This is a genomic window from Xanthobacter versatilis (assembly GCF_043193975.1).
GTDB classification, from domain to species: domain Bacteria; phylum Pseudomonadota; class Alphaproteobacteria; order Rhizobiales; family Xanthobacteraceae; genus Xanthobacter; species Xanthobacter autotrophicus_E.
This window is the reverse complement of sequence record NZ_JBAFVB010000001.1, coordinates 478,025-499,777: the sequence shown is the minus strand read 5'-3', so window position 1 is coordinate 499,777 and position 21,753 is coordinate 478,025. Positions and strand designations below refer to the sequence as shown.

Here is a 21,753-nt window from a genome sequence, read left to right as displayed (position 1 = left end):
TTCAGATCTTCCTGAGCTGGGGCGCGCCGAACAGGCCGCTCGGACGGAAGATGAGCACCGCGACCATGAGGATGTAGGGCACGAGCACCTCGAATTCGGGGGCGAGATAGACGGCGACGGATCGCCCGAGGCCGATCATCAGGGCTGCCACGGCGGCGCCCTCGATCTGGCCGAGGCCGGCGGTGGCGGCCACCGCGAAGGACAGCACGATCATCTCCGCCCCCATGCCGGGCATGAGGGAGGTGGTGGGCGCCGCCAGCGCCCCGCCCAGCGCCGCGAGGGTCGCGCCGGCGATGAAGGTGATGAAATAGACCTTCTGGGCATCGATGCCGATGGCGCTCGCCGCCTCCCGGTCCTCGGTGACGGCAAGGATCTGCGCCCCCGCCGAGGTGTGCCGCAGGAAGAAGCGCAGGCCGAAGAGCACGATCAGCGCCAAGGCCGGCAGGAACAGGGTCTGGTAGGCGGTGTAGCTGATGCCGAACAGGGAGACGTTGCCGAGCAGTTGCAGCGGTTCCGACATGAAATAGGGCTGCACGCCCCACACCAGCCGCTGCACATTCTCCAGGATCATGAACACGGCGAAGGTGACGAGGATCTGCAGCACCTGCTCCTTGTCGTAGATGCGCTGGAGCAGCAGCTTCTCCATCAGCCCGCCCAGCACCACCCCAACCGCGATGGCACCCACGAACAGGGCCGGAAAGGTGAGCCAGGGGCTGAACCCGGCCTTGGTGAGCGCCAGCCCCGCGCTGACGGCGGTATAGGCGCCGAGCGCGTAGAAGCTGCCGTGGGCAATGTTGAGCACGCCTAGCACGCCGAAGATGAACGTCAGGCCCACCGCCACCAGGAAGACCAGGGAGGCATAGGCGACGCCGTCGCAGACGGCCAGCACGATGGTGTCGAAGGACATGAAGGCCCCTTGCGGTACCGGCGCGGCACGTGACATGCCGCGCCCGGAAAAACCTCGGATGGCTTGGATCGGGGGCCTATTTGGCCGCCTTGAAGGTGTCGACCTTGATGTCGACGATGCCGGGCTTCAGCGTTGCGATCCAGGCCTCGGACTTCTGGCCCACCGGCGGCATCAGTTGCACGGCGGGGAAGATCATCATGTTGTCGAGGATGTCGAAGCTGTAAGCCGGCACGCGGGTGGTGGTGCCGATGAGCTGGTCCTCGACGCCCTGCCCGTCGGCGCGGATTTCCACTGGCCGGCCAAGGGCCTGGAAGGTGAGGCCGGGCATCGCCTTGGCGACCTGGTCGTGGCTCGGCCACTTGCCGCCGTTGGCGGCCACCGCCTTGCCATAGACCGCTTCGAGGGCGGCGAAGGCCTGCGCCATGTGGAACACCGGGTAGATGGGATAGCTGCCGGTCTTCTGCTTGAAGGCGTCCATGAACGCCTTGAACTTGGCGTCGCCGATGCGCTCGGGATGAAGGAAATAATGGTCGCCGCGGCCGCCCACGATCACCCCCTCAGGCAGGTCGGTGCCGAGGCGCTGGAGCGAGGATTCCGCCAGCGGCAGCACGAACAGGGACGACTTGAACAGCCCGCGCTGGTTGGCCTGCCGCACGAAAGTGTCGAGGTCGCCGCCCCAGGAAGTGGACAGGATCACATCCGGCTTCAGCGCCAGCAGGCGCGAGACCTCGGTGGAGAAGTCGGCGGCGCCGAACTTGGGGAAGAATTCCGCCACCACCTTCACGTCGGGCTTCAGTACCTTCAGCGCCTGGGAGAAGATGGCCCAGCTGTCGCGGCCCCAGGCATAGTCCTGGTTCACCACGGCAATGGTCTTGAAGTCCGGCTTGGTCTTCAGGAGATAGAGCAGCGGGGCGAGGACCTCGGGGGTCGCGTTCGCCTGGGTGCGGAAGACGTAATTGTACTTGTCTTCCTCGAGGATGCGCTGGGTGCCGCAATCCCACATGAAGTTGAGAACCTTCAGGTCCTCGGCCAGGGGGGCGATCTTGTTGCACACGCCGGAGGAGATGGAGGCGAACATCACGTCCACCTTGGTGTCCTCCACCAGGCGGCGATATTCGGTCATGAGGGTCTCGATGCCGGCGCCTTCATCCACGAAGAACAGCTTCACCGGCACGCCCTGGACGCCACCCTTGGCGTTGATGTCGGCGGCCAGCATCTCCGCCGCGTCGCGGGCCGGGATGCCGAAGACGGATGCCGCGCCCGAGCTGTAGGTGGTGATGCCGATCTTCAGCTCGGCCGGCTTTTGCTGGGCCAGGGCGGGACAAAGGCCGAGCAGCGACAGTCCCGCTGCCGCGACGAGGCGACGAAGCAACATCGGCGTTCCTCCAGGTCGGTCTGATTCGACCGCGTTTCTTCTCTCCCCACCGGGGGAGGCGAGCGCATTCTGGTTTCGCCGACGGCTATCTCAAAAGACTATTTTGACTTGGATCCCATAGCGGAAAGTTCTAGCCCAATACCCGCTCCCGGAGCGCCGCCGCGCCGGCCTCGTCATCGATGAGATCGGCCGGCCACGCGCCTTCGCGCACCAGCCGGACAAGCGTCGCATGGGCCAGATCCTCGATGGCCCGGACCGCATTGGACATGGGCCGGTCAGCCGGCCGGACGAGGTGCAGGTCGCGCGAGAGCACCGGCTCGCCCATGGGCCAGGTGCGCAGCAGGCCCTTCTCCACCTCCGCCCGCAGCGCGGCGCCGGGCAGGATGGAATAACCCAGCCCGCCCTCCACCAGCAGCTTGATCTGGCCGTAGGTGTCGATGTCGATGACGGTGCTGAGGTGCACGTTCTCGGACAGCGCCCGCTCCTCGATGAGGTCGCGCAGGCCATGGCCGAGGCTGGGCAGGATCAGCGTGAGGTCGGCGATGTCGGCGAAGGAGACGGCGCCCGGCGGGGGGTGGGGCCGGTCCATGGGCTCGGCGGGTCCCAGCAGGCACAATTCCTCGGAGAGAACGCGGCGGGCGAGCAGCGTGCGATCCGCCACCGAGCGATAGAGGACGCCGAGGTCGATCTTGCCCTCGCGCAGCCAGTCCAGCACGAAGCCGCTCATGGCTTCGGCGACGCGCAGCTTGATCTTGGGGTAGCGACGGCGCGCCTCGCTGAGCAGTGGCACGCACAGCATCTGGCTCACCGTGCCCGGAAGGCCGAATCGCACCTCGCCCTCGGGCTCGCTCTGGCCCCGGCGCACCGCCTCCCGCGCCACCTCCATCTGGCTGAGGATGAGGCGCGCGTGGCGCACCAGCGTCTCTCCCGCCTCGGTGGCGCGCACCCCCTGCGGGCTGCGGAACAGCAGCTCCACGCCGAGGTCGATCTCCATGTTGCGCACATGCTGGCTCAAGGCCGGCTGCGCCACGCGCAGGCGATGGGCGGCCTTGGAGAAGGAGCCCACCTCGACGATGGACACGAAATAGCGCAATTGCCGCAGGTCCATGGCGTTTCCTCGCCCCTTGATAGACAAGAAGCTTATAGGACTTCACCCACAGACGCCAAAAAGTTATGGAGAAATGCCCACGGCTTCCAGCAGCACCGCCCGGTGCGGCTGGACGAGGCACACGCCACCCTCCTCCGGCGTGCCCCAGCGCGTCATGAGCACCGCCACCTCGCCTCTCAGGCGCCGCGCCGCTTCGGCACGCGCCGGATCGACCGCCACGATCTTGTCGAGGAAGGCGTCCACACCGCTGAAGCGCCGCACGTCGTCGAAGACGTGGTCCCGCACGATGTTCGCCCGGCCCTCAGCCACGAAATCCGCGATGGCGGCCTGGGCGGCATGGCGTATCACGGTCTCGTCCTCCACCGCGCGCATGGCCTCGAAGAACGGCCCCTCCGCCAGAGGCTCGATGACGAGCAGCGGCCTTCGGCAGACCCGCAGGGCCTGCGCCAGCGCGGCGGCCATCAGGTGCTGCGGCACATGGTGGAAGCTGTTGAGCAGGAGCACCGCATCGAAGCTGCCTGAGGGATAGGGCAGTGCCTCGGCCCCGCCCACGTCGAACCGGGCCTCCGGCACCGCCGCCCGGGCAGCTTCGATGGCCTCGGCGGCGGGATCGATGCCCACGACCTGCGCCCCCCGCGCCGTGAGCGCCTTGGCGAGCGCTCCCCGGCCGCAGCCGACATCGAGGAAATGGCGGCCGGCCAGCGGGCCGAGCCACTCTTCGATCAGCGCGAGCGCGCTGCCGGCAGGACGGCGCACGCGGGGCGCCTCATCCGCAGGACCGGCATCAGGGAACGACATGTCCGGCCTCCTTATGTGTCGGCACTCGCGTGCACGGCGAACTCACCGCGAATGGCGTCCGTATGCGCCCCCAAAGCCGGCACCGGTCCGAAGCGCGGCAAGGTCCGGTCGAACAGCGCCCCCGGCGCCAGGCACCGCACCGGCCCGGTCGGCGTATCGACCTCCACATAGCGGTTCTGCGGATGGACCAACAGGTCCTCCATGGTGCTGACCCGGCCATAGGCGATCCGCGCCTTTTCCAGGCGCGCCACCATCTCGTCGCGCGGATAGGCGCGGAACACCGCCGTGACCGCCGCCTCCAGCGCCGGCCGGTTCTCCACCCGCAGGCTGTTGCTGGTCCAGCGCGGATCGGTGGCGAGGGCCGCGTCCCCGAGCACGTCGGCGCAGAAATTCACCCATTCGCGCTCGTTCTGGATGGAGAGGAGAACCGCCTTGCCGTCGGCGCACTCAAAAGCCCCATAGGGCGCGATGGTGGGATGGCTGAGGCCCGCGCGCACCGGGACCTTGCCGCCATAGGCGAACTGGAGGTACGGCACGTTCATCCAGTCGGACAGCGCATGATAGAGCGAGACGGAGACATGGCGCCCCACGCCGGTGCGCTCCCGGCCGATGATCGCCTGCAGCACCGCCTGGAACGCGGTCATCCCCGCCGCGATGTCGCACACCGACACCCCGACCCGCGCCAGCCCCGCCTCGTTGCCCGTGAGAGAAGAGAGGCCGCTCTCGGCCTGAACCAGAAGATCGTAGGCCTTGAGGTCGCGGTAGGGCCCTTCGTCGCCATAGCCGGAAATGGAGCAGGTGATGAGGCGCGGATTGCGCCGGCGCAGGTCATCGGGGGCAAAGCCGAGCCGCTCGATCACCCCCGGCGCGAGGTTCTGGATGAAGATGTCGGCCTTCTCGAGCAGGGCGGCGAGCAGGTCCGCGTCGCCGCGCTCCTTCAGGTCGAGGCAAATGGATTCCTTGCCCCGGTTCAACCAGACGAAATAGGCGCTCTCGCCATGGACGAGGCTGTCGTAATTGCGCGCGAAATCCCCTTCGGGGCGTTCGACCTTGATGACGCGCGCCCCCGCGTCCGCCAGTCGGCCTGAGAGGTAGGGCGCGGCAACGGCCTGCTCCACCGAGACGACGAGCATACCTTCGAGATCACGATGCATCGAAACACCGGCGGACTGAGTGGCGACGGGGAAACCTCGCCGGCCGGTGCAGACGCCGTCTGCGCCTCGACCGAGGCTCTTCCTCGGCAAGATCGCCGTGCCGGGGCCAGAAAACAAATATAAGTGAAGCCTAGGAGTTATAGCAGAATGTTATGCCTCTCCGCAGACTGGCGAACGCTGGCGCTATAGGCGCGGGGTATGTGGGGCAGCGCAAATCCCTATTTCGCCTCCCGCCGCGTTTGCGGTGACTGTGCCCCCGTTTCCATGACGTCGCGTCGCGCCGGTCCTTGCCGAGCGCGCGCCGACCCCATCCGACGGGTTTCGACCATGTCCGAGTTTGCCCGGCCCGTTTCGCTCAGGAGCGGGCGGCTCGTTGCCCTGTTTGTCCCGGCGACGCGTCCCGATCGCTTCGCCAAAGCGCTCGCCTCCGGCGCCGACGCCATCATCATCGACCTCGAGGATGCGGTGGGCCACGCAGAGAAGGATGCCGCCCGCGATGCCCTCGCCGCCGCCATCCCGGCCGGAGGACCGGTGCTGCTGCGAATCAACGCCTCTGGCACCCCGTGGCACGCGGAGGATCTCGCCGTCGCGCGGCGGCTGCCCCTTGCCGGCGTCATGCTGCCGAAGGCCGAGAGCCGGGACGAGGTGGAGCAGGTGGCCGCCCGCCTCGGCGAGGGCGTTGCCCTCATTCCCCTCATCGAAAGCGCCCGGGGCCTTGCCGCGGCGCGGTCCATCGCGGCGGTGCCGTGCGTAGCCCGCCTCGCCTTCGGCTCCATCGATTTCGCCGCTGATCTGGGCTGTGCCCATACCCGCGAGGCGCTCCTTTCCGCCCGCTCCGAGCTGGTGCTGGCGGCGCGGCTCGCCGGCGGTCATGGCCCCATGGACGGGGTCACCACCCGCGTCGACGACGCCGCCCTCGCGCAGGACGACGCGGCCCATGCGGTGGCCCTCGGCTTCGCCGGCAAGCTGTGCATCCACCCCGGCCAGATCGCCCCCGTGATGACTGGCTTTGCGCCGACCGCCGAAGAGGTGAGCTGGGCCGAGCGCATCCTCGCCGCCCTGGACGAAGGCGGCTCGGTCGTGACGGTCGACGGCGCCATGGTGGACGCGCCCGTGCGTCTGCGCGCCGAACGCATCCTGGCCCGCACAGGCCGCTGAAAGGTCAAGCCATGAGCAATGAGACCCTCACCCTCGCCGCCTATTCCGCCGGCATCCGGCTCGCGGACATCCCCGCCGATGTGGTCGCGCGGGCGGAGCGGCTGATCCTCGACTTTGCCGGCAACATCGTGCGCGGCGGGTTCGAGACCGATTCCGCCCCATCCCTCCGCGCGCTGGTGGAAAAGGCCGGCTTCGGCGCGCCCGGCCCGTGCACGGTGCTGGGCGAGGCGCGCGGCTACGGGCCGGCCGCCGCCGCTTTGCTGAATGGCGCCTTCGGCCATTCGCTGGATTTCGACGACACCCATGCGGCCAGCTCGCTGCATCCCAGCGCGCCGGTCATCCCCGCCGCGCTCGCGGCCGCGGAACTGACCGGGGCGAGCGGCGCCAATTTCGTGGCGGCGGTGATCGCGGGCTATGAGGTCTGCTGCCGCCTCGGCTTGGCGCTCGACCCCACGCGGCACTATGCGCGCGGCTTCCATCCCACGGCGACGGCCGGCACCTTCGGCGCCGCCGCTGCCGCCGGGCGCCTGCTGGGCCTTGCCCCCGAGGCCGTGGCGGCGGCCTTCGGTGTCGCCGGAAGCCAGGCGGCAGGCTCCCTGCAATTCCTCGCCAACGGCGCATGGAACAAGCGCTACCAGGTGGGCGCGGCGGCCATGAACGGGCTCATGGCCGCCCTCCTCGCCGCCGAAGGCTTCCACGGATCGCGCGCCGCCATCGAGGGCGAGCACGGCTTCCTCAAGGGCTATTCGGACGGTGCCGATCCGGCCGTCGCCGTCGCCGGGCTCGGCCGGCATTTCGAGACCCTGCGCATCGGCCTCAAGCCCTATCCGAGCTGCCGCTACACCCACGCCGCCCTCGACGGCCTCCTCGCCCTGCGCGCCGAGCACGCCTTGAAGGCCGACGATATCCAGCAGGTAGCCATCGGCCTGCACCGCAACGGCATCACCCTCACCGCCGATCCGCTGCCGGAGAAGCGGCGCGTGCGCGCGGTGGTGGAGGGGCAGTTCTCCATGCCGTTCACGGCGGCGGTGGCCCTCGACCAGGGCCGCTTCGGCTGGGACGACTACAGGCGGCTCGGCGACCCTGTGCTCGACGCCATGAGCGACCGCATAAGCGTCTTCGCCGACCCGCGCCTTGAAGACCGCCCCCATCCGTTCGGCGCGACGCTGCGCCTGACGACGCCGCAAGGGGTGTTCGAGCGCACGATCCCGGACCCTTCCGGTGAGCCGGAGACCTTCCCGGACGATGCGGCGTTGCGCGCCAAATTCATGACCCTGAGCGGTCCCGTCATCGGCGCCGACGCCGCCGGCGCCCTCGCCGATGCCATCCTGAACCTGTCCAGCAGCGACGCGGTGAAGCTGAACGCCACCGCGTCCGCCAGCCGATAATGAGGGTTTCCGAAACCATGCAGACCGTTGGCAGCGACCAGTTCCAGGATATCCGCGACGCGGTGCGCGCGCTGTGCGCGGACTTTCCCGCCGAGTACCATCGCAAGGTGGACGAGGCCCGCGCCTATCCGGAAGACTTCGTCGATGCCCTCACCAAGGCCGGCTGGATGGCCGCGCTGATCCCCGAAGAGTACGGCGGCTCGGGCCTCGGCCTCACCGAGGCCTCGGTGATCATGGAGGAGATCAACCGCGCGGGCGGCAATTCCGGCGCCTGCCACGGCCAGATGTACAACATGAACACGCTGGTGCGGCACGGTTCCGAGGAGCAGCGCAAACGCTACCTGCCGAAGATCGCGGCCGGCGAATTGCGGTTGCAGTCCATGGGCGTCACCGAGCCCACCACCGGCACCGACACCACGCGGATCAAGACCACGGCGGTGAAAAAGGGCGACCGCTACGTCATCAACGGCCAGAAGGTCTGGATCTCTCGTGTCCAGCATTCCGACCTGATGATCCTGCTCGCCCGCACCACGCCCCTCGACCAGGTGAAAAAGAAGTCGGAAGGCCTCTCCATCTTCATCGTGGACATCAAGGAGGCCATGTCGAAGGGGATGACGGTGCGGCCCATCCCCAACATGGTGAACCACGAGACCAACGAGCTGTTCTTCGACAATCTGGAGATTCCGGAAGAGAATTTGATCGGCGAGGAGGGCCAGGGGTTCAAATATATCCTCACCGGCCTGAATGCCGAGCGCACGCTGATCGCCGCCGAATGCATCGGCGACGGCTACTGGTTCATCGACAAGGTGTCGGCCTACGCCCGCGAGCGGGTGGTGTTCGGCCGGCCCATCGGCCAGAACCAGGGGGTGCAATTTCCCATCGCGGAAAGCTTCATCGAGGTGGAGGCCGCCAACCTCATGCGCTTCGAGGCCTGCCGGCTCTATGATGCGCACCAGCCCTGCGGGACCCAGGCCAACATGGCGAAATACCTCGCCGCCAAGGCCTCGTGGGAAGCCGCCAACGCCTGCCTCCAGTTCCACGGCGGCTTCGGCTTCGCCTGCGAGTATGACGTGGAGCGCAAGTTCCGCGAGACCCGCCTCTACCAGGTGGCGCCGATCTCCACCAATCTCATCCTGAGCTATGTGGCCGAGCACGTGCTCGGACTGCCCAGGTCCTTCTAATATGGGTCGTTCTGACATGACCGGGACATCCGAACTGGACATCGAGCACCTGCGGACCTGGATCGGCCGCGAGGATATCGGCACCGAGGCGGTGGACCCGGCGCTGGTGCGCCGCTTCCGTGCCACCTTCGACGACGAACCGGGCAACCCGGTGGACGGCGATGTGGCGCCGCGGCTGCTGCACTGGTGCCTCGCCCAGCCGGCGGTCCCTTCCCACAGCCTCGGTCCGGATGGCCACCCGGCGCGCGGCGGCTTCCTGCCGCCTGTGCCGCTGCCCCGGCGCATGTGGGCGGGCGGGCGCTTCGCCTTCATCGACGAACTGAGGGTCGGCAACACCATGCGCCGGGTGTCGCGGGTCGAGGACCTGTCCCTGAAGGAAGGCCGCACCGGCACCTTGTGCTTCGTCACCGTGAAGCACGAGATCGAGGCCGGGGGACGGACGGTGCTGAGCGAGATTCAGGACATCGTCTATCGCGGCCTCGATGCCGGCGACGCACCCAAAAAGGCACCCACGCCGGCGGCCGAAGGACGGCACCGGCGCGAGATCGTGCCCTCCGCGCCCCTGCTGTTCCGCTATTCGGCGCTGACCTTCAACGGACACCGCATCCACTACGACCACCCCTATGTCACCAAGGTCGAGGGCTATCCCGGCCTGGTGGTGCACGGACCACTCCAGGCGACGCAGCTCTACCGCTATGCGGCGGAGCTGGGGGGCCGCCCGCCGGCCCGGTTCTCTTTCCGCGGCCTGTCGCCCCTCTTCGACACCGCCCCGTACGTCCTCCACGCGGACGACGGGCCGAACGGGACGCTGGAGCTGTGGACGGCCACCGCCGGCGGCCCGGTGGCCATGTCCGCCGAGGCGCAGTGGTAGATCGCGATCCGGGAGGCTCCAAGTCTGAGACGCCAAGTCTGGGTCAAACCTCCTGCGGAGCATCGCCCCGCCTAAAAGACCTGCAGCAGGCGAACCGTGCCGCGGAACGCTTCGGGAAAGCCTCCCGAGGTGGCGACATCGCGCTGGACCAGCCCCAGCACCTGGAATGTCGGCGTGATGAACTTGGACAGCTCGAGCCGCACCTGCGAGCGTTCGGTCTCATTCCCGGTGGGCACACCGGCCAGATATTCGGTGCCGCCCCAGAACTGGGAATAGCCGACGGCCGCCGACCAGGTGGGGGCGAAGGCGTAGGAGAGCCACGCCTGAAGCTGATAGGTGGGGTCTTGCGACAGGGTCTGCGTGCCGTTGCCGGCCCTCCCATTGTCGCCATACCAGATCACGTCTCCGGTGAACTGGAGCGCGACGCCGTTGGTGAGGCCCTGATACCAACCGGCCTGCAGGTCCAGCTTCCAGCGGTTCTCGCCCAGGTTCAGCACCTCGCCTGCGCTGTACTGGCCGACGGGCAGGAACAGATAGGGCATGATGCCGATATAGGTCTGGCTCGCCTTGTTGTTCACCACCCAGACCGTGGTCGCGAGGATGGGATCTCCGAGGCCCGCCGCGGCATCGAACGAGGCGCCGCCGAGCCGGCCGTTGTAGAGCGTGCCAGCCGGGATGAGCACCTGCGGCGCCACCGTAAAGCCGCCGATGTCGAAGTAATGCACGTAGCGCAGAATGTTGACGTAGGAATCAAGGCCGGTGCCGTTGGAAATGGTCTGTCCCGAGGCGGTGACATATTCGTCGCGGGTCGCATACTGGCTGTAGAAGACCAGCAGGTTGGTGCCGGCGGGCGCCGGCAGATAGTCGCCGGAATTCACGTCGGCAGCCCAGGCGGACGAGCCGGCAAATAGGGCGCAGACTATGGCGAGGACGATGTCCTTGAACGAACGGATCATGTTTCCTCCGGATTGATTTTGGGTGATGGACGGCGTTGGCGCGCCGCGCTGGTCCGCGCGCCCCGCTGGCGCACGGACATGGCTCTGCCTGCCCCGGCCGGGCGTGGGCCACGGTCCGGGGGCGCTGGCGGACGGGTCAGCTCAGGCCCGCAGGCGGGCGAGTTGCTGGAGCACGGATTCCGGCTCTGCCCCCTCGGGGATCTCGGCGAAGTAGAACTGGCCGCCACCAAGCGTGGCGAGGGGCCCGCCGCTCCACAGGTCCCGGCTCACGTCGAGGCCGAGGGCGAAGTCCCCACCCGCAACCGGCTCGGTGCTGATGAGGGTGTCGAGCTCGCTGGTGGCGCCCCCGTCACGCCCGCGCAACGCCAGGCCCCAGCGATAATGCCGGGCGACGTTCACCAGCGGCCGGCTCGCCTCCAGATCGCCGGCTTCGGCGGCCTGGTCCTCTTCCAGCAGCAGTCCGCCGATGGGAAGGGCCGAGACCACGCGCACGAGGTCCGCCATGTACATGGCGGCGCTCTCGACCATGTCGGCGTCGATGGGGACGCCCTCCCGCCCGGCGAAAGCGGCAGCCTCGGCGAGCCAGCGCCGCGGGGCGGGAAAGGCAAGCACCAGCGGGGTCTGCCCGCGCAAGCTCGCTGCCACCGCCTCCACCACTTCCGCCAGCAGCCGGCGGGGACCCTCCTCCTCCAGCATGCGCTTGAGCGGGAAGGCGGCGCGGGATTTCGCCGCCATCTGCGTCTTCAGGGCAGGATTCCGCTCCACCCAGGAGCGGTAGAGATCGCCGACATCCACCACGCCCACGTCCGGTCGCAGCAGGCCATGGGCCTGGGTGAAGAAAGAGAGATAGCGCGGCGCGCTCTCCCACGGGTCGCCCCCCTCCCCGAGCAGAAGGCGCCGGGCATAGCCCGACGACTTCAGCCAGACCCTGAGTCCGGGCGCGCCGGACGGACGCGGCAGGGCATCCACGAGCCGTGGGCTCATTGCTTCTCGCCCCCCATGGCGCCGACGGCGGCGAGACGGGCCTCAAGCTCGGCGATGCGCACATCCTTGGGATGCGGCATGTAGTTGGGGCGCGGGGTTTCAGCGTCGCGGGTCTTGTGCGGGCTGCCCATGTAGAGGGTCTGGACATCATCGCCCCACGCACCGAAATACTGCAGGTGGGTCGGCGGCGTGGGCTTGCTCCAGTCCTTCACAAAGTCCGAATAGGGCCTGGAGCGGGCGATGCGGGCCTTGCGCTCGGCGGCGCGCGCCACTTCGGTGGCCGCCTCGTCGATGGCGAGGGTCTCGGGGTCGAACGCCACCTTGTAGAGGCGGGCGGCGACCTCCGGGGAGATCAGCCCCTCCTCGATGTCCTTGATGACGCCCCTTGGGTCGCGCTCCAGCAGGTCGCCGTAGCCGGCGCCTGCCCCCTGCGAGATCATGAACAGCTCGCCGCGCTTCGAGATTTCAAAGCCCATGCCCATGTGGTGGGTGGTGTAGCTGGCGCCCTCGAAGGGCTGCTCGTTCATGACCTCCTCGATGGAGTGCTTGAACTTCTCCGGCGTGTTTTGCAGCACGTCGTAGACATCCACGCCCTTCACCTTGGACAACGGATAGCAGCCGCAGGCATAGCCGCCGAACAGCCCCTGGAGCGGCGGGATCTTGGCGCCCTGGCAGGTGGTCATGAACCCCCACTGCTCGCTGTCCTTGGTGGCCACCATCATGGTGTAGCCCTGGCCGCCGCGATACTTGCCCGGCGCAATGGCATCGCGCGTCATCTTCTTGGACACGAGCTGGAGGAACGGCACCTCTTCCTCGTTCAGCTCCTGCTCGCCGATGTCGGCCATGGTGGCGAAGATGGGGGCCAGCGCATGCTCGCCGTCCCGGTCCACGGTGGCGCCGGCGCCCATGCCGTTGAGGTCGGCGCAGAGGTTGCCCAGGGTCTCGCCGTGCTGGGACACGCCGCCCCAGATGAAGGTGTTGATCATGTTGAAGGTCGGGGCGTGGACCTTGGTGAACTTCTCCGGGCAGGAATAGAGGAACTTCGCCACCGCGTGCTGGCCCGCCGTGAAGCCCGTGAAGATGGACATCAGGCTCTGCGAATTGGGCGCGTCGTAGGAGCAGTTGACGATGGAATGGGGGTCGGTGATGACCTCGATGGGGGCGAAGGCCGCCTGCCCGCGCGGCAGGTCCGGCCACACATAACACAGGAACACCTGCGCCAGCATGCCCTTGAGGCCGGCGACGATGGTATTGGTGGCGCGGTTGGTGAATTCCGGCGCGGAGCCGCGGAAATCGAAGATCAGCCGGTCGCCGGTCTTGGTCAGCTTGCAGTTGATCTTCACCACGCAATTCTCGCGCAGGGTCGAATCCTGGATGATGTAGGTGCGCACCGTCATGTCCGGCCACTCGGAAATGCGGCGCTTCACCTCGGCGCGCACATTCTCCATGGTCAGGCGCAGGGTGGAGACGAGGGCCTCCGGGCCGTCGGTGTTCAGCGTCTCCTCGATGCGCTGCTTGATGCGCAGGCAGGCGAACAGCTTCACCTTCATGTCTTCATATTGCAGCTTGGGCTCGCGCACCGAATTCTGCAGGAAGGTGAGGATATCGCGCTTGATCTGGTAGTTCTCGACCACCCGGAAGGGCGACATCTTCAACCCCTCGTCGGACGGGCTCTCCGCCATGGAGGGCATGCCGCCCGGCTCGATGGCGCCGTTCTCGCCCTCATGCACGGTGGAGGCCACCCAGCACACGAGCTTGCCCTTGTGGAAGATGGGCACGATCATGGACTGGTCGGTATTGTGGACGTTGCCGTAGCGGCTGTCGTTGTGGATGAAGCCGTCGCCTTCCCGCACCCCGACGGTCGGATCATTCATCCAGTTCTTGATGATGAACTTGATGGGGTGGTGCACCAGCGCCGAGAAGATCAGCACGCCGCCGGCGGAGGCGATGGCCAGATCGCCGGAGGCCGAATACACGCCGGTGATCACGTCGCCCCATTTGGCGCCGGGGGCGGCGCCCATCTGCTCCACCATCTCGTAGCCTTCGTCGCAGCCGGCCTGGATGCGATCGCGGATCTTGGCGATGATGTGGCTGTCGGCCACCTTGGTGATGGCCTCTTCCTCGTCCGCCGTGCGCGGCATGAGGTCGTGGTTCTGCATGATCTCGGGGTCGGGGCCGAGGAACAAGGTGGTGTCGTTCAGGAACTTCCGGACCAGGGCAGCCTCTTCGGCGCTGGGCAGCTTGCCGCGGCCGGCGATGCTCATGTCGTTCATGGGTTTATCCTCCCGGATTATCTCAGGTGATCGCAGCGCCATGGGGCGCGCTCTCCCCGCGCGGGGCGGGGAGAGAAACGGCGTCAGTGCGTGGTGGCGGGGATCTTCGCGCGCAGGAACCAGGAGGCCCCCTGCTTCGCCGCCACGAAGCTCCAGCCCGGATTGACCAGGAAGGTGGTCACCTCCGAGGCGATGATGGCCGGGCCCTCGATCTGGACACCGGGACCGATATCGGCGCGGCTCCACACCGGCGTCTCCAGCGGGCCGTCCTGGCCCACGAAGTGGCACACGCGGCTCGCCGCGGGTGGCGGCGGCGCCTTGCGCTCGCTCTCGGGCACCGGCTTGATGTCCTCGAACTGCACGGTCTCGTGCTGGACATAGGCGGCGATGCGGATGGTGTTGATGCGGATGCCCGCCTCCGGCGCCTGCGAGCCTTCGCCGAAGCGCTTGCCGTAGTCCGCCGAGAACTGGGAGATGATGGCGAGCACGTCCGCCGGGCCGTCCACCGCGTGCTTCTCGATCACCGCCGTGGTCTGCACCAGCTGGTTGCCGTAGCGCATGTCCAGTTCAAGGTTATGGCGGATGTCTGCGGGCGGAACGCCCTGGCGCAGCAGGTCCTGGGTGCCGCGCTCCTTCAGGTCGGCGACGATGGCGTTGAAGCGGTCATAGTCGTCGAACAGGGCGCGGGTGTTGCTGTCGTAGAGCACCATGTAGAGCGACTGCTCATGGATATGGAGCTGGTGCATGTTACCGGCGCCCACCGCGGAGAACACCGAGGAGAGCGGCGGCGCCAGAATACGGTCGATGTTGAGGTTCTGGGCGATGCCGCAGCAGTGCAGCGGGCCGTTGCCGCCGTAGGCGAGCATGGTGAAGTCCTTGGGGTCGTAGCCCCGGGCGCGCAGCTCGGTGAACAGGCCGTTGGCCATGTTGTCGTCCACCTTCTCGCGGATCAGCAGCGCCGCCTCGATCACCGAGCAGTCAAGCTCGTCGCACAGGGTGTCCTCGATGGCCGCCCTGGCCCGGCGCGGGTTGAGCGGGATGGAGCCGCCCGCATAGTTCGCCGGGTCGAGATAGCCGAGCAGAAGGTCGGCGTCGGTCACGGTGGGCCGCATGCCGCCCCGGTCGTAGCAGGCCGGGCCGGGGTCGGACCCGGCGCTCTCCGGGCCGCACTTCACGGTCTTGTACATACGGTCATAGGAGGCGATGGAGCCGCCGCCGGCGCCCAGCGTCACCAGGTGCACCATGGGCACCGAGACCAGCCAGCGATCGATCACCGGATTGAAGTCGTAATGCTTCACGCCGCCGTCCACCACGATGCCGATGTCGTAGCTGGTGCCGCCCATGTCGGTGGCCACCACATTGCCGAGCCCGGTGAGCATGGCCAGGTGCTCGGAGGCGCCAATGCCGGAGACCGGGCCGGAATGAATGGTCTGCAACGCGTCGGTGGAGTTGAGCTGCGCCATGCCGCCGGAATTGTGGATCACCAGCATGGGCTTGTCGTAGCGATGGGCGCGCAGGTTCTGCTCCAGCGCCGAGAGCGCATGGTACATGGTGGAGTGCAGATAGCCGTCCACGATGGCCGAGGTGGCGCGGACATACTCGCCTTTGCGCCCCGCCACCTGGTGGGACAGGATGACCGGGATGGCGCCGAGCAGGTGGGAGGGATACTCCTCGAGGATGATCTCCTCGATGCGCTGCTCGTGCGCGGGGTTCACCACGGCGTTCACCAGCGCCACCACGATGATCTGGGCGCCGCGGTTCACCAGCTCGCGGATCTGGGTGCGCACGTCCTCCTCGTCGAGGGGCATGACGCGCTTGCCCTGGAAATCGAGCCGCTCGCGCACGCCACGGATCATGTGCGCCTCCACCAGCGGATCGGGGCGCTTGGCGTTGGGCATGTCCTGCTGACCGAGGTTGTCCAGCCCCTCGCCATAGCCGCGGGCGCGGCTGAGCGGCACGGTGGCCTCGTAGCCGGCGGTCACCAGCATGCCGATCCTGGGGCCCTTGTGCTCGATGAGCGCGTTGGTGCCGAGGGTGGTGGCATAGCGCACGCTGTCCACGGCGCTGAGGATCTCCTCAAGCTGGAGCCCCAGCACGTTGCAGGCCTTGCCGAGGGCCTCGTTGAACCCCATGGCGAGGTTGTGGTGGGTGGTGAGGGCCTTGGCCTCGATATACTGCCTGTCCCAAACCACGAAGCAGTCGGTGAAGGTGCCGCCGATGTCCACGGAAACGCGTTTCATGTGTCCTCCCAGAGGATGCTGGCGGGCGCGTCGCGCCGCATTCGTTCTGCTGTTGGGGTGGTGCCGCCTCGTCCCGCACGGGGATGGGCGGCACCGTCAGAGCGTTTTCGAGCGAAGTGGATACCGGTTCGCGTGAAGAAAACGCGTCAACAGATGCTTCAGTGGCCGTGGCCGTCGTCACGCACCACGGCCGGGCCGGCATAGGGTGCCGCCGCCTCGCCGCGGGCGGCCCATTGGGCCTTGAGCGCATCGAGATCGACTTCCATGTCGTGGAGCGGCGGGTGGCCGGGCACGGCATATTCGGTCTCGACCTGGGTGCCGCAGCTGGGGCAGCAATATTCGAGGATGCGCACCCACTCCGGATCGGGACTGAAGGTGAAGCGATACTTGTCCGGATCGAGGATTGGCGGATGGATCTCGCGCGGATCACGATCGTGGACCAGCAGGCCCTCCTTGTAGTTGCCCCGCGCCGGCGCAATGTCGTGATCGCACACGCGGCATTCCCACCTCTCCGACGTCAGGTTGATGCGGAGATATTCGGTCATGGCGACTTTCATGTTCTTCAATCCTCCCGGCTCAGCAGGATGTCGCCTGCATCGCTGATGACGAACTGCCAGTTTTCAGGGACCCGGCAGGTGAAATAGTCTTCCTCAAGGATGGCGGGGCCGGATGCGAAGTCGCCATCCGCAAGGTCGGCGAGGCGGTAGACCGGCACGTCGATGCGCCCGCGATCGCGGATCAGCACGTTGCGCTTGCCATGGGCTGCGGCCGACGAGCGGGGCGCGAAGCGAGCCGACCGCTCCGCGCCTTCGCGCAGACTGCGGACCGCCTTCAGTTCCACTTCCACCGAGCGAGCCCCGGCGAAGGCGGCCGGAACCTCCAGCTGGTCGCCCAACACGTGGACCAGCGTGCGCCCGTCCCCGAAGTCGGCAACCAGGCGTGCATCGAGGGTGTAGGTGCCGTCGGCGCAGCCTTCCGCGAACATGTCGCGGGACGCCTTCACCTTCAGCGCCGCGATGGTGCCGGAAAGCTCGGTGACATCGCTCAGCGTCACCGCATAGCGCTGGGAGACATCGCAGGAGCCGATGCCGTAGGCCGAGAACACCGCCGCCATCTGCGGGATCGCCACCCGGCGAATGCCCGCCTTCTCGGCGACGCCGCAGGCGTTGAGGGGGCCTGCGCCGCCGAAGGCGAGCATCACCGTCTCGTCGGAGATCTTGGTGAAGCGGTGAAGCTCCGCCGCGATCTTCTCCTCATAGGCGAATTCCATGCGTAGCAGCGCATCATCGAGCCCGAGCCCCAGCCGGCTGGCGACGCTGGCGGTCACCGCCGCCGCCGCGCGGTCCGCGTCGAGCCCCATGCCGCCGCCGAAATAGGAGGTGGGATCGAACAGGCCGATGAGCAGGCTGGCGTCGGTGATGGTGGCCTCGCGCCCGCCGCGCCCGAAGCAGGCCGGCCCCGGAACCGCGCCCACGCTCTCCGGCCCGATGACGATGCGCCCGTCCACCACCTTGAAGATGGAGGAGCCGCCCGCCCCCGCGCTCAGGATTTCGCACAGGGGGAAGGAGACGGAGATGCCTTCCACATGACCGCGCCGCACCTCGGCCACGGTGCCGTCGATGTACTGGCCGATATCCGTGGTGGTGCCGCCCACGTCGATGGAAACGGTGTCGGCGAAGCCGTAGCGGCGCGAGAACGACTTCACGCCCTCCATGCCGCCGCGCGGGCCGGACGAATAGGTCTTGATGGCGATGGTCTTGGCCACGCGCGAGGCGTCGCCGTCATTGCGGAAGATGAGCAGCGGGTTCTTGGTGCGATAGGCCCGCAGCCGGTTCTCCGCATTGTAGAGGAACGCCTCCATGGAGGGGTGGAGGAACGAGTTGATGAGCGCGGTCCAGGTGCGCCGCTCGCCATCCGGGTCGGTGGTGAGATCGGAGCCGTAGAGGATCGGCACGGCGCCGAGCAGGTGGCGCGGATACTTGCGCAGGGCGACAAGGCGGAAGTCGTTCTCCAGCGCCTGGAAATCGGCGCCGCCGAAGCTCACCACCAGGCGGTTGGCACCGGCGGCGGTGAGGGTGTTGATGGCCTTCGCCACCGCCACGTCCGCCTCGTCGGCGCTGATGGCGGCGGCATCGAGGAAGGCGATCCGGTCGCCCACCAGGGCCTCGAACACATCCTGGTCGTGGGCCGCGAGGCGGCTCGGCAGGTCGTGCGCGGATGCATCGAGGATGAGGCCGAGCCGGGGCCCCTTGCGCTCGCAGATCGCGTTGGTGCCCTGGGTGGTGGAATAGCGGATGAGGTCCACCTCCTCCAGCAGACGCTTCACATCCGGCGCGCCGTAGAGCACGCCGGAAGCCTTGGTCAGGCCCTCGAAGAAGCACTTGCTGAGATCATAAGGCGTGGTGAGGACCTTGGTCTTTCTCACCGCATCATCTGACAGAATACAGATGTCCGTCAGCGTGCCGCCGTTGTCGATGTTGATTTGAAGGGACATACGCTCTTTCTCCTCCCACGTCTTCTCCGGCTGCGGCTTCATGCGTCGGCAGGCCCGGGCGCGCCGCAGCGGCGCTCGCGGCCAGGTCGACACACGGTCCGCAAGGCTCCCACAACGGATCGCAAGGGGCGTGCCAAGAGGAGAAAGGCAGGCGACGTCTCGACTATTGTTTATTTGCACTGAATTTCGACGCCGGCGCTTTTTCTGGAGGTTGAGGCATCGACGTCTTTACGAATGCCTGTTCGAAAATCAGTCTTTATTGTGCGACGCGATGAACGCGGGGCGTGCGCCGCACCATGCCCGCGCAGACAAAAAAACACCGCCGATCGAGACCGGCGGTGTGGAGGAAGCTTTCGGGAGGGATGCGAAAGCCGATGCTTTCAAGCAATCGGCGTGCCGGACAGGTGCAAGTTATGGACGGGGGCCTAGATCTGGACCCGCCGCGTCTCGCCCACCGCGCCCTCGAGGCCGAAGCGGCGGAGCTTGGCGTAGACCGTGCTCTTGGCGATCCCCAGATCGCGGGCCACCGCGGTCATGTTGCCCTTGTGCGCCTGCACGGCCCGCAACAGGGCGAGCCGCTCGGCATTCTCCATGCCGGTGAGGCCGCGCAAGGGCTCGGCCTCGCCAGCTTCGCCGGCCTGCGCGAGCGGGGACGCCACGCCACCCGCCTGCGCCGCCCAGATCTCGTCCGGGATATCGGCTTCGGTCAGTTCCTCCCCCTCGGCGATGAGGAGCATGCCCTCGATGACGTTGCGCAGCTCGCGCACGTTGCCCGGCCAGGCATAGGCCTGCAGCACCTCGATGGCCCGGGGCGAGAGCCGGCGGGGTGCCAGGCCCTGCCGGCGTGCGAGGTCCTGCACCAGATGCTCGGCCAGGAGCGGGATGTCCGTGGCGCGCTCCCGCAGGGCGGGAATGGAGATGCTGGTGACCGCGACGCGATAGAACAGGTCCATGCGGAACCGCCCCGCCTCCACCTCGCGCCGCAGGTCACGGTTGGTGGCGGCCACGAGGCGCAGGTTCACCTTGCGCGGACGCGTTTCGCCGATGCGGTAGACCTCTCCCGATTCCAGCACCCGCAGGAAATGGGGTTGCAGGTCCTTCGGCATCTCGCCGATCTCGTCGAGGAACAGGGTGCCGCCGTCCGCGGCCTCGATCTTGCCGGTCATGCCGCCGCGGCGCGCGCCGGTGAAGGCGCCTTCCGCATAGCCGAACAGCTCGCTCGTCAGCAGCTCCCGGGAGAAGCCGCCGCAATTGAGCGCCACGAACGCGCCGTCGCGCCCGGCGCTGCCGGCATGGAGGCACTGGGCGAACACGTCCTTGCCCACGCCGGTCTCGCCCAGCAGCAGCACCGGCGCCCGGCTCTTCGCAAGCTGGCGCGCCCGGCCGATGGCGTGCCGCAGGCTGGGCGCCTCGCCGACGATCCGCGCGAAGGCATCGCCCCCCGCCTCCGGCTTCGGGGCGGCGTCCGGGCCCGCGGTCCGGGACGGCGCAGCCCGGCGCCCGGGAAGGCGCAGCACGATGCCGAGCCGCTCACCATCGGTCACCACCGGCTCAAGCCATTCGCGCCGCATCCACGACGGCAGTTCGTCGGGCAGGGCGGCCTGCTTGCGCCAGTTCAGGCGAAGCTGCGAGAGGTCGCCCGTCGCCTCGCCGCGCTGGCGCTGCAGGTCGAGCAGCGCGTCGGCGGCGGCACCGTTGGCCTTCACCGCCCGGCCGCGGCGGTCGAACACGACCACACCGTCGCTGCTCGCCCCCGAAAGGCGGTCCATGCAGTGGTCGAGGAGGCGCAGGCGGAGGTCCATCTCCTGCTGGGCGAGGCGATTCTCGATGCGCCCGGCCGTCGCCACCACGAGGGCGAGGCTGTGGCGATTGAAGGTGTCCGAAAGCCCGGAGACATCGACCACACCGAGAATGGTGCCGTCATAAGGGTCGCGGATGACGTTGGCGGAGCACGACCAGCGCTTGATGCCCGAGCAATAATGCTCGGCCGAATGGATCTGCACCGGCTGGCCGACCTCGATGGCCGTGCCGATGGCATTGGTGCCGCACGCCTGCTCGCTCCAGCTGGCGCCCGACAGCAGGTGGATGTTGGCCGCCGCGTCCCGCAGCCGCATGTCCCCCTCCAGGTTGAGGATGACGCCGGCGCCGTCGGTGAGAACCATCACGGTGCCGGTCTCGGCGAGGAACTCCCGCGCCGAGGCCATCACCGGCTGGCTCGCCTCCAGCAGCTCGCGGCAGTCGTCGCGCAGGGAATGCAGCGAGTCCTCGCGCATGGGCGGCGGGGCCTGGTCGCGTTGCGGGTCCACGCTGTTGTTGAGGCAGCGACGCCAGGAATCATCGACGAGCCGGCGCAGCGCGTCGGAGCCGAATTCGTCACCGCCGAGGAATTGCTCCCACGACGTCATTACCTTGTCGTCGTTCTCGGGCACCGAGAACTTTTGTCCGGTTCGTCCGAAAGGCATTTTTGTCCTCCCCCGGCGGGCTCCATGAGCCGGCCGGTGTGCCGCCACCCGGGCAGATCTGCTGTCTGCGTTTTCGTGGGCGGACTTTTCTCTTCGGTCTTGTGGTCTTGGGTCTTGTGGACTTCGGTCTGTGACAGCCGCGGTGCGAACCCGCTCCGGCCTACTCCATTTGAAGCGACAACGGCCTGCGCCTCGCCGTTGCAAGGTCATCATGCCTGGGAGTGAGCGTAGCATCGATCATGCCATGCCGCACGCCCTTCAGGTATCGAGACTTCCCGCGTTTCCGCCCCGGCGCAACCTTGCGGAAGGCGCACTACGCCGTTCGATTTTCGAATGCGACAGCGGCCGGGAATCGAACGCCTTCGACCCGCTTCGGACACCACGGGCAGGCTTTGCCCCGGTGG

16 protein-coding genes are annotated in these 21,753 nt (G+C 67.7%); 4 read left to right on the top strand and 12 right to left on the bottom strand.

What is annotated here, in order from left to right:
• Position 1: 1 nt before the first annotated feature.
• The 5 genes from V5F66_RS02160 to V5F66_RS02140 all read right to left on the bottom strand — a co-directional run bounded on the left by V5F66_RS02160 (position 2) and on the right by V5F66_RS02140 (position 5,342).
• Complete coding sequence (locus tag V5F66_RS02160) at positions 2-907, bottom strand: branched-chain amino acid ABC transporter permease (RefSeq protein ID WP_012113373.1); 906 nt, start codon at positions 905-907, stop codon at positions 2-4.
• A 76-nt stretch (positions 908-983) separates the two neighbouring features.
• Positions 984-2,282 carry an ABC transporter substrate-binding protein gene (locus tag V5F66_RS02155; protein WP_012113372.1) on the bottom strand — a complete coding sequence of 433 codons (1,299 nt, stop codon included), beginning with the start codon at positions 2,280-2,282 and terminating at the stop codon, positions 984-986.
• A gap of 130 nt (positions 2,283-2,412) precedes the next feature.
• Positions 2,413-3,390 carry a LysR family transcriptional regulator gene (locus V5F66_RS02150; protein ID WP_012113371.1) on the bottom strand — a complete coding sequence of 326 codons (978 nt, stop codon included), beginning with the start codon at positions 3,388-3,390 and terminating at the stop codon, positions 2,413-2,415.
• 63 nt (positions 3,391-3,453) lie between these two features.
• Positions 3,454-4,188 carry a class I SAM-dependent methyltransferase gene (locus tag V5F66_RS02145; protein WP_394093133.1) on the bottom strand — a complete coding sequence of 245 codons (735 nt, stop codon included), beginning with the start codon at positions 4,186-4,188 and terminating at the stop codon, positions 3,454-3,456.
• Positions 4,189-4,199: 11 nt separating this feature from the next.
• A complete protein-coding gene (locus V5F66_RS02140; RefSeq protein ID WP_394050121.1) occupies positions 4,200-5,342 on the bottom strand; it encodes a CaiB/BaiF CoA transferase family protein in 1,143 nt (380 codons plus the stop codon).
• A 327-nt stretch (positions 5,343-5,669) separates the two neighbouring features.
• On the opposite strand from V5F66_RS02140, the gene V5F66_RS02135 reads away from it, so the two are divergent.
• Genes V5F66_RS02135 through V5F66_RS02120 form a run of 4 tightly spaced genes read left to right on the top strand, consistent with a single transcriptional unit; the run spans position 5,670 to position 9,940 of the window.
• Positions 5,670-6,500, top strand: a complete 831-nt coding sequence (locus V5F66_RS02135; RefSeq protein WP_394050123.1) for an HpcH/HpaI aldolase/citrate lyase family protein — start codon at positions 5,670-5,672, stop codon at positions 6,498-6,500.
• An 11-nt stretch (positions 6,501-6,511) separates the two neighbouring features.
• Positions 6,512-7,888 carry an MmgE/PrpD family protein gene (locus V5F66_RS02130; RefSeq protein ID WP_394093132.1) on the top strand — a complete coding sequence of 459 codons (1,377 nt, stop codon included), beginning with the start codon at positions 6,512-6,514 and terminating at the stop codon, positions 7,886-7,888.
• Between the two features lie 17 nt (positions 7,889-7,905).
• Entirely contained in the window at positions 7,906-9,069 is a 1,164-nt protein-coding gene (locus V5F66_RS02125) for an acyl-CoA dehydrogenase family protein (RefSeq protein ID WP_394093131.1), read from the top strand.
• A gap of 16 nt (positions 9,070-9,085) precedes the next feature.
• Positions 9,086-9,940 carry an HTD2 family dehydratase gene (locus V5F66_RS02120; RefSeq protein ID WP_394093130.1) on the top strand — a complete coding sequence of 285 codons (855 nt, stop codon included), beginning with the start codon at positions 9,086-9,088 and terminating at the stop codon, positions 9,938-9,940.
• A 71-nt stretch (positions 9,941-10,011) separates the two neighbouring features.
• Here the strand turns inward: V5F66_RS02120 and V5F66_RS02115 are convergent, their stop codons facing one another.
• From V5F66_RS02115 to V5F66_RS02085, 7 genes are all read right to left on the bottom strand, one after another.
• Positions 10,012-10,896, bottom strand: coding sequence for a transporter (locus V5F66_RS02115; protein ID WP_394093129.1), 885 nt, complete (start codon positions 10,894-10,896; stop codon positions 10,012-10,014).
• Between the two features lie 141 nt (positions 10,897-11,037).
• A complete protein-coding gene (locus tag V5F66_RS02110) occupies positions 11,038-11,880 on the bottom strand; it encodes a hypothetical protein (protein ID WP_394050131.1) in 843 nt (280 codons plus the stop codon).
• Complete coding sequence (locus V5F66_RS02105; protein WP_394093128.1) at positions 11,877-14,153, bottom strand: hydantoinase B/oxoprolinase family protein; 2,277 nt, start codon at positions 14,151-14,153, stop codon at positions 11,877-11,879. Before V5F66_RS02105 ends, V5F66_RS02110 begins: the two co-directional genes overlap by 4 nt.
• Before the next feature lie 83 nt (positions 14,154-14,236).
• Complete coding sequence (locus tag V5F66_RS02100) at positions 14,237-16,393, bottom strand: hydantoinase/oxoprolinase family protein (protein WP_394001679.1); 2,157 nt, start codon at positions 16,391-16,393, stop codon at positions 14,237-14,239.
• Positions 16,394-16,551: 158 nt separating this feature from the next.
• Positions 16,552-16,938 carry an acetone carboxylase subunit gamma gene (locus V5F66_RS02095; protein WP_394093127.1) on the bottom strand — a complete coding sequence of 129 codons (387 nt, stop codon included), beginning with the start codon at positions 16,936-16,938 and terminating at the stop codon, positions 16,552-16,554.
• 17 nt (positions 16,939-16,955) lie between these two features.
• On the bottom strand, positions 16,956-18,887 hold the full coding sequence (locus V5F66_RS02090; protein WP_394093126.1) for a hydantoinase/oxoprolinase family protein: 1,932 nt from the start codon (positions 18,885-18,887) through the stop codon (positions 16,956-16,958).
• Positions 18,888-19,312: 425 nt separating this feature from the next.
• Complete coding sequence (locus tag V5F66_RS02085) at positions 19,313-21,349, bottom strand: sigma-54-dependent Fis family transcriptional regulator (RefSeq protein ID WP_394093125.1); 2,037 nt, start codon at positions 21,347-21,349, stop codon at positions 19,313-19,315.
• Positions 21,350-21,753 lie beyond the last annotated feature (404 nt).

Excerpts from the sequence above, each read along its gene's own strand:
- V5F66_RS02155 (WP_012113372.1), bottom strand. The coding sequence starts at position 2,282 with ATGTTGCTTCGTCGCCTCGTCGCGGCAGCGGGACTGTCGCTGCTCGGC.
- V5F66_RS02090 (WP_394093126.1), bottom strand. The coding sequence starts at position 18,887 with ATGTCCCTTCAAATCAACATCGACAACGGCGGCACGCTGACGGACATC.
- V5F66_RS02110 (WP_394050131.1), bottom strand. The coding sequence starts at position 11,880 with ATGAGCCCACGGCTCGTGGATGCCCTGCCGCGTCCGTCCGGCGCGCCC.
- V5F66_RS02105 (WP_394093128.1), bottom strand. The coding sequence starts at position 14,153 with ATGAACGACATGAGCATCGCCGGCCGCGGCAAGCTGCCCAGCGCCGAA.
- V5F66_RS02085 (WP_394093125.1), bottom strand. The coding sequence starts at position 21,349 with ATGCCTTTCGGACGAACCGGACAAAAGTTCTCGGTGCCCGAGAACGAC.
- V5F66_RS02115 (WP_394093129.1), bottom strand. The coding sequence starts at position 10,896 with ATGATCCGTTCGTTCAAGGACATCGTCCTCGCCATAGTCTGCGCCCTA.
- V5F66_RS02095 (WP_394093127.1), bottom strand. The coding sequence starts at position 16,938 with ATGACCGAATATCTCCGCATCAACCTGACGTCGGAGAGGTGGGAATGC.
- V5F66_RS02140 (WP_394050121.1), bottom strand. The coding sequence starts at position 5,342 with ATGCATCGTGATCTCGAAGGTATGCTCGTCGTCTCGGTGGAGCAGGCC.
- V5F66_RS02145 (WP_394093133.1), bottom strand. The coding sequence starts at position 4,188 with ATGTCGTTCCCTGATGCCGGTCCTGCGGATGAGGCGCCCCGCGTGCGC.
- V5F66_RS02125 (WP_394093131.1), top strand. The coding sequence starts at position 7,906 with ATGCAGACCGTTGGCAGCGACCAGTTCCAGGATATCCGCGACGCGGTG.
- V5F66_RS02135 (WP_394050123.1), top strand. The coding sequence starts at position 5,670 with ATGTCCGAGTTTGCCCGGCCCGTTTCGCTCAGGAGCGGGCGGCTCGTT.
- V5F66_RS02100 (WP_394001679.1), bottom strand. The coding sequence starts at position 16,393 with ATGAAACGCGTTTCCGTGGACATCGGCGGCACCTTCACCGACTGCTTC.
- V5F66_RS02130 (WP_394093132.1), top strand. The coding sequence starts at position 6,512 with ATGAGCAATGAGACCCTCACCCTCGCCGCCTATTCCGCCGGCATCCGG.
- V5F66_RS02150 (WP_012113371.1), bottom strand. The coding sequence starts at position 3,390 with ATGGACCTGCGGCAATTGCGCTATTTCGTGTCCATCGTCGAGGTGGGC.
- V5F66_RS02160 (WP_012113373.1), bottom strand. The coding sequence starts at position 907 with ATGTCCTTCGACACCATCGTGCTGGCCGTCTGCGACGGCGTCGCCTAT.
- V5F66_RS02120 (WP_394093130.1), top strand. The coding sequence starts at position 9,086 with ATGACCGGGACATCCGAACTGGACATCGAGCACCTGCGGACCTGGATC.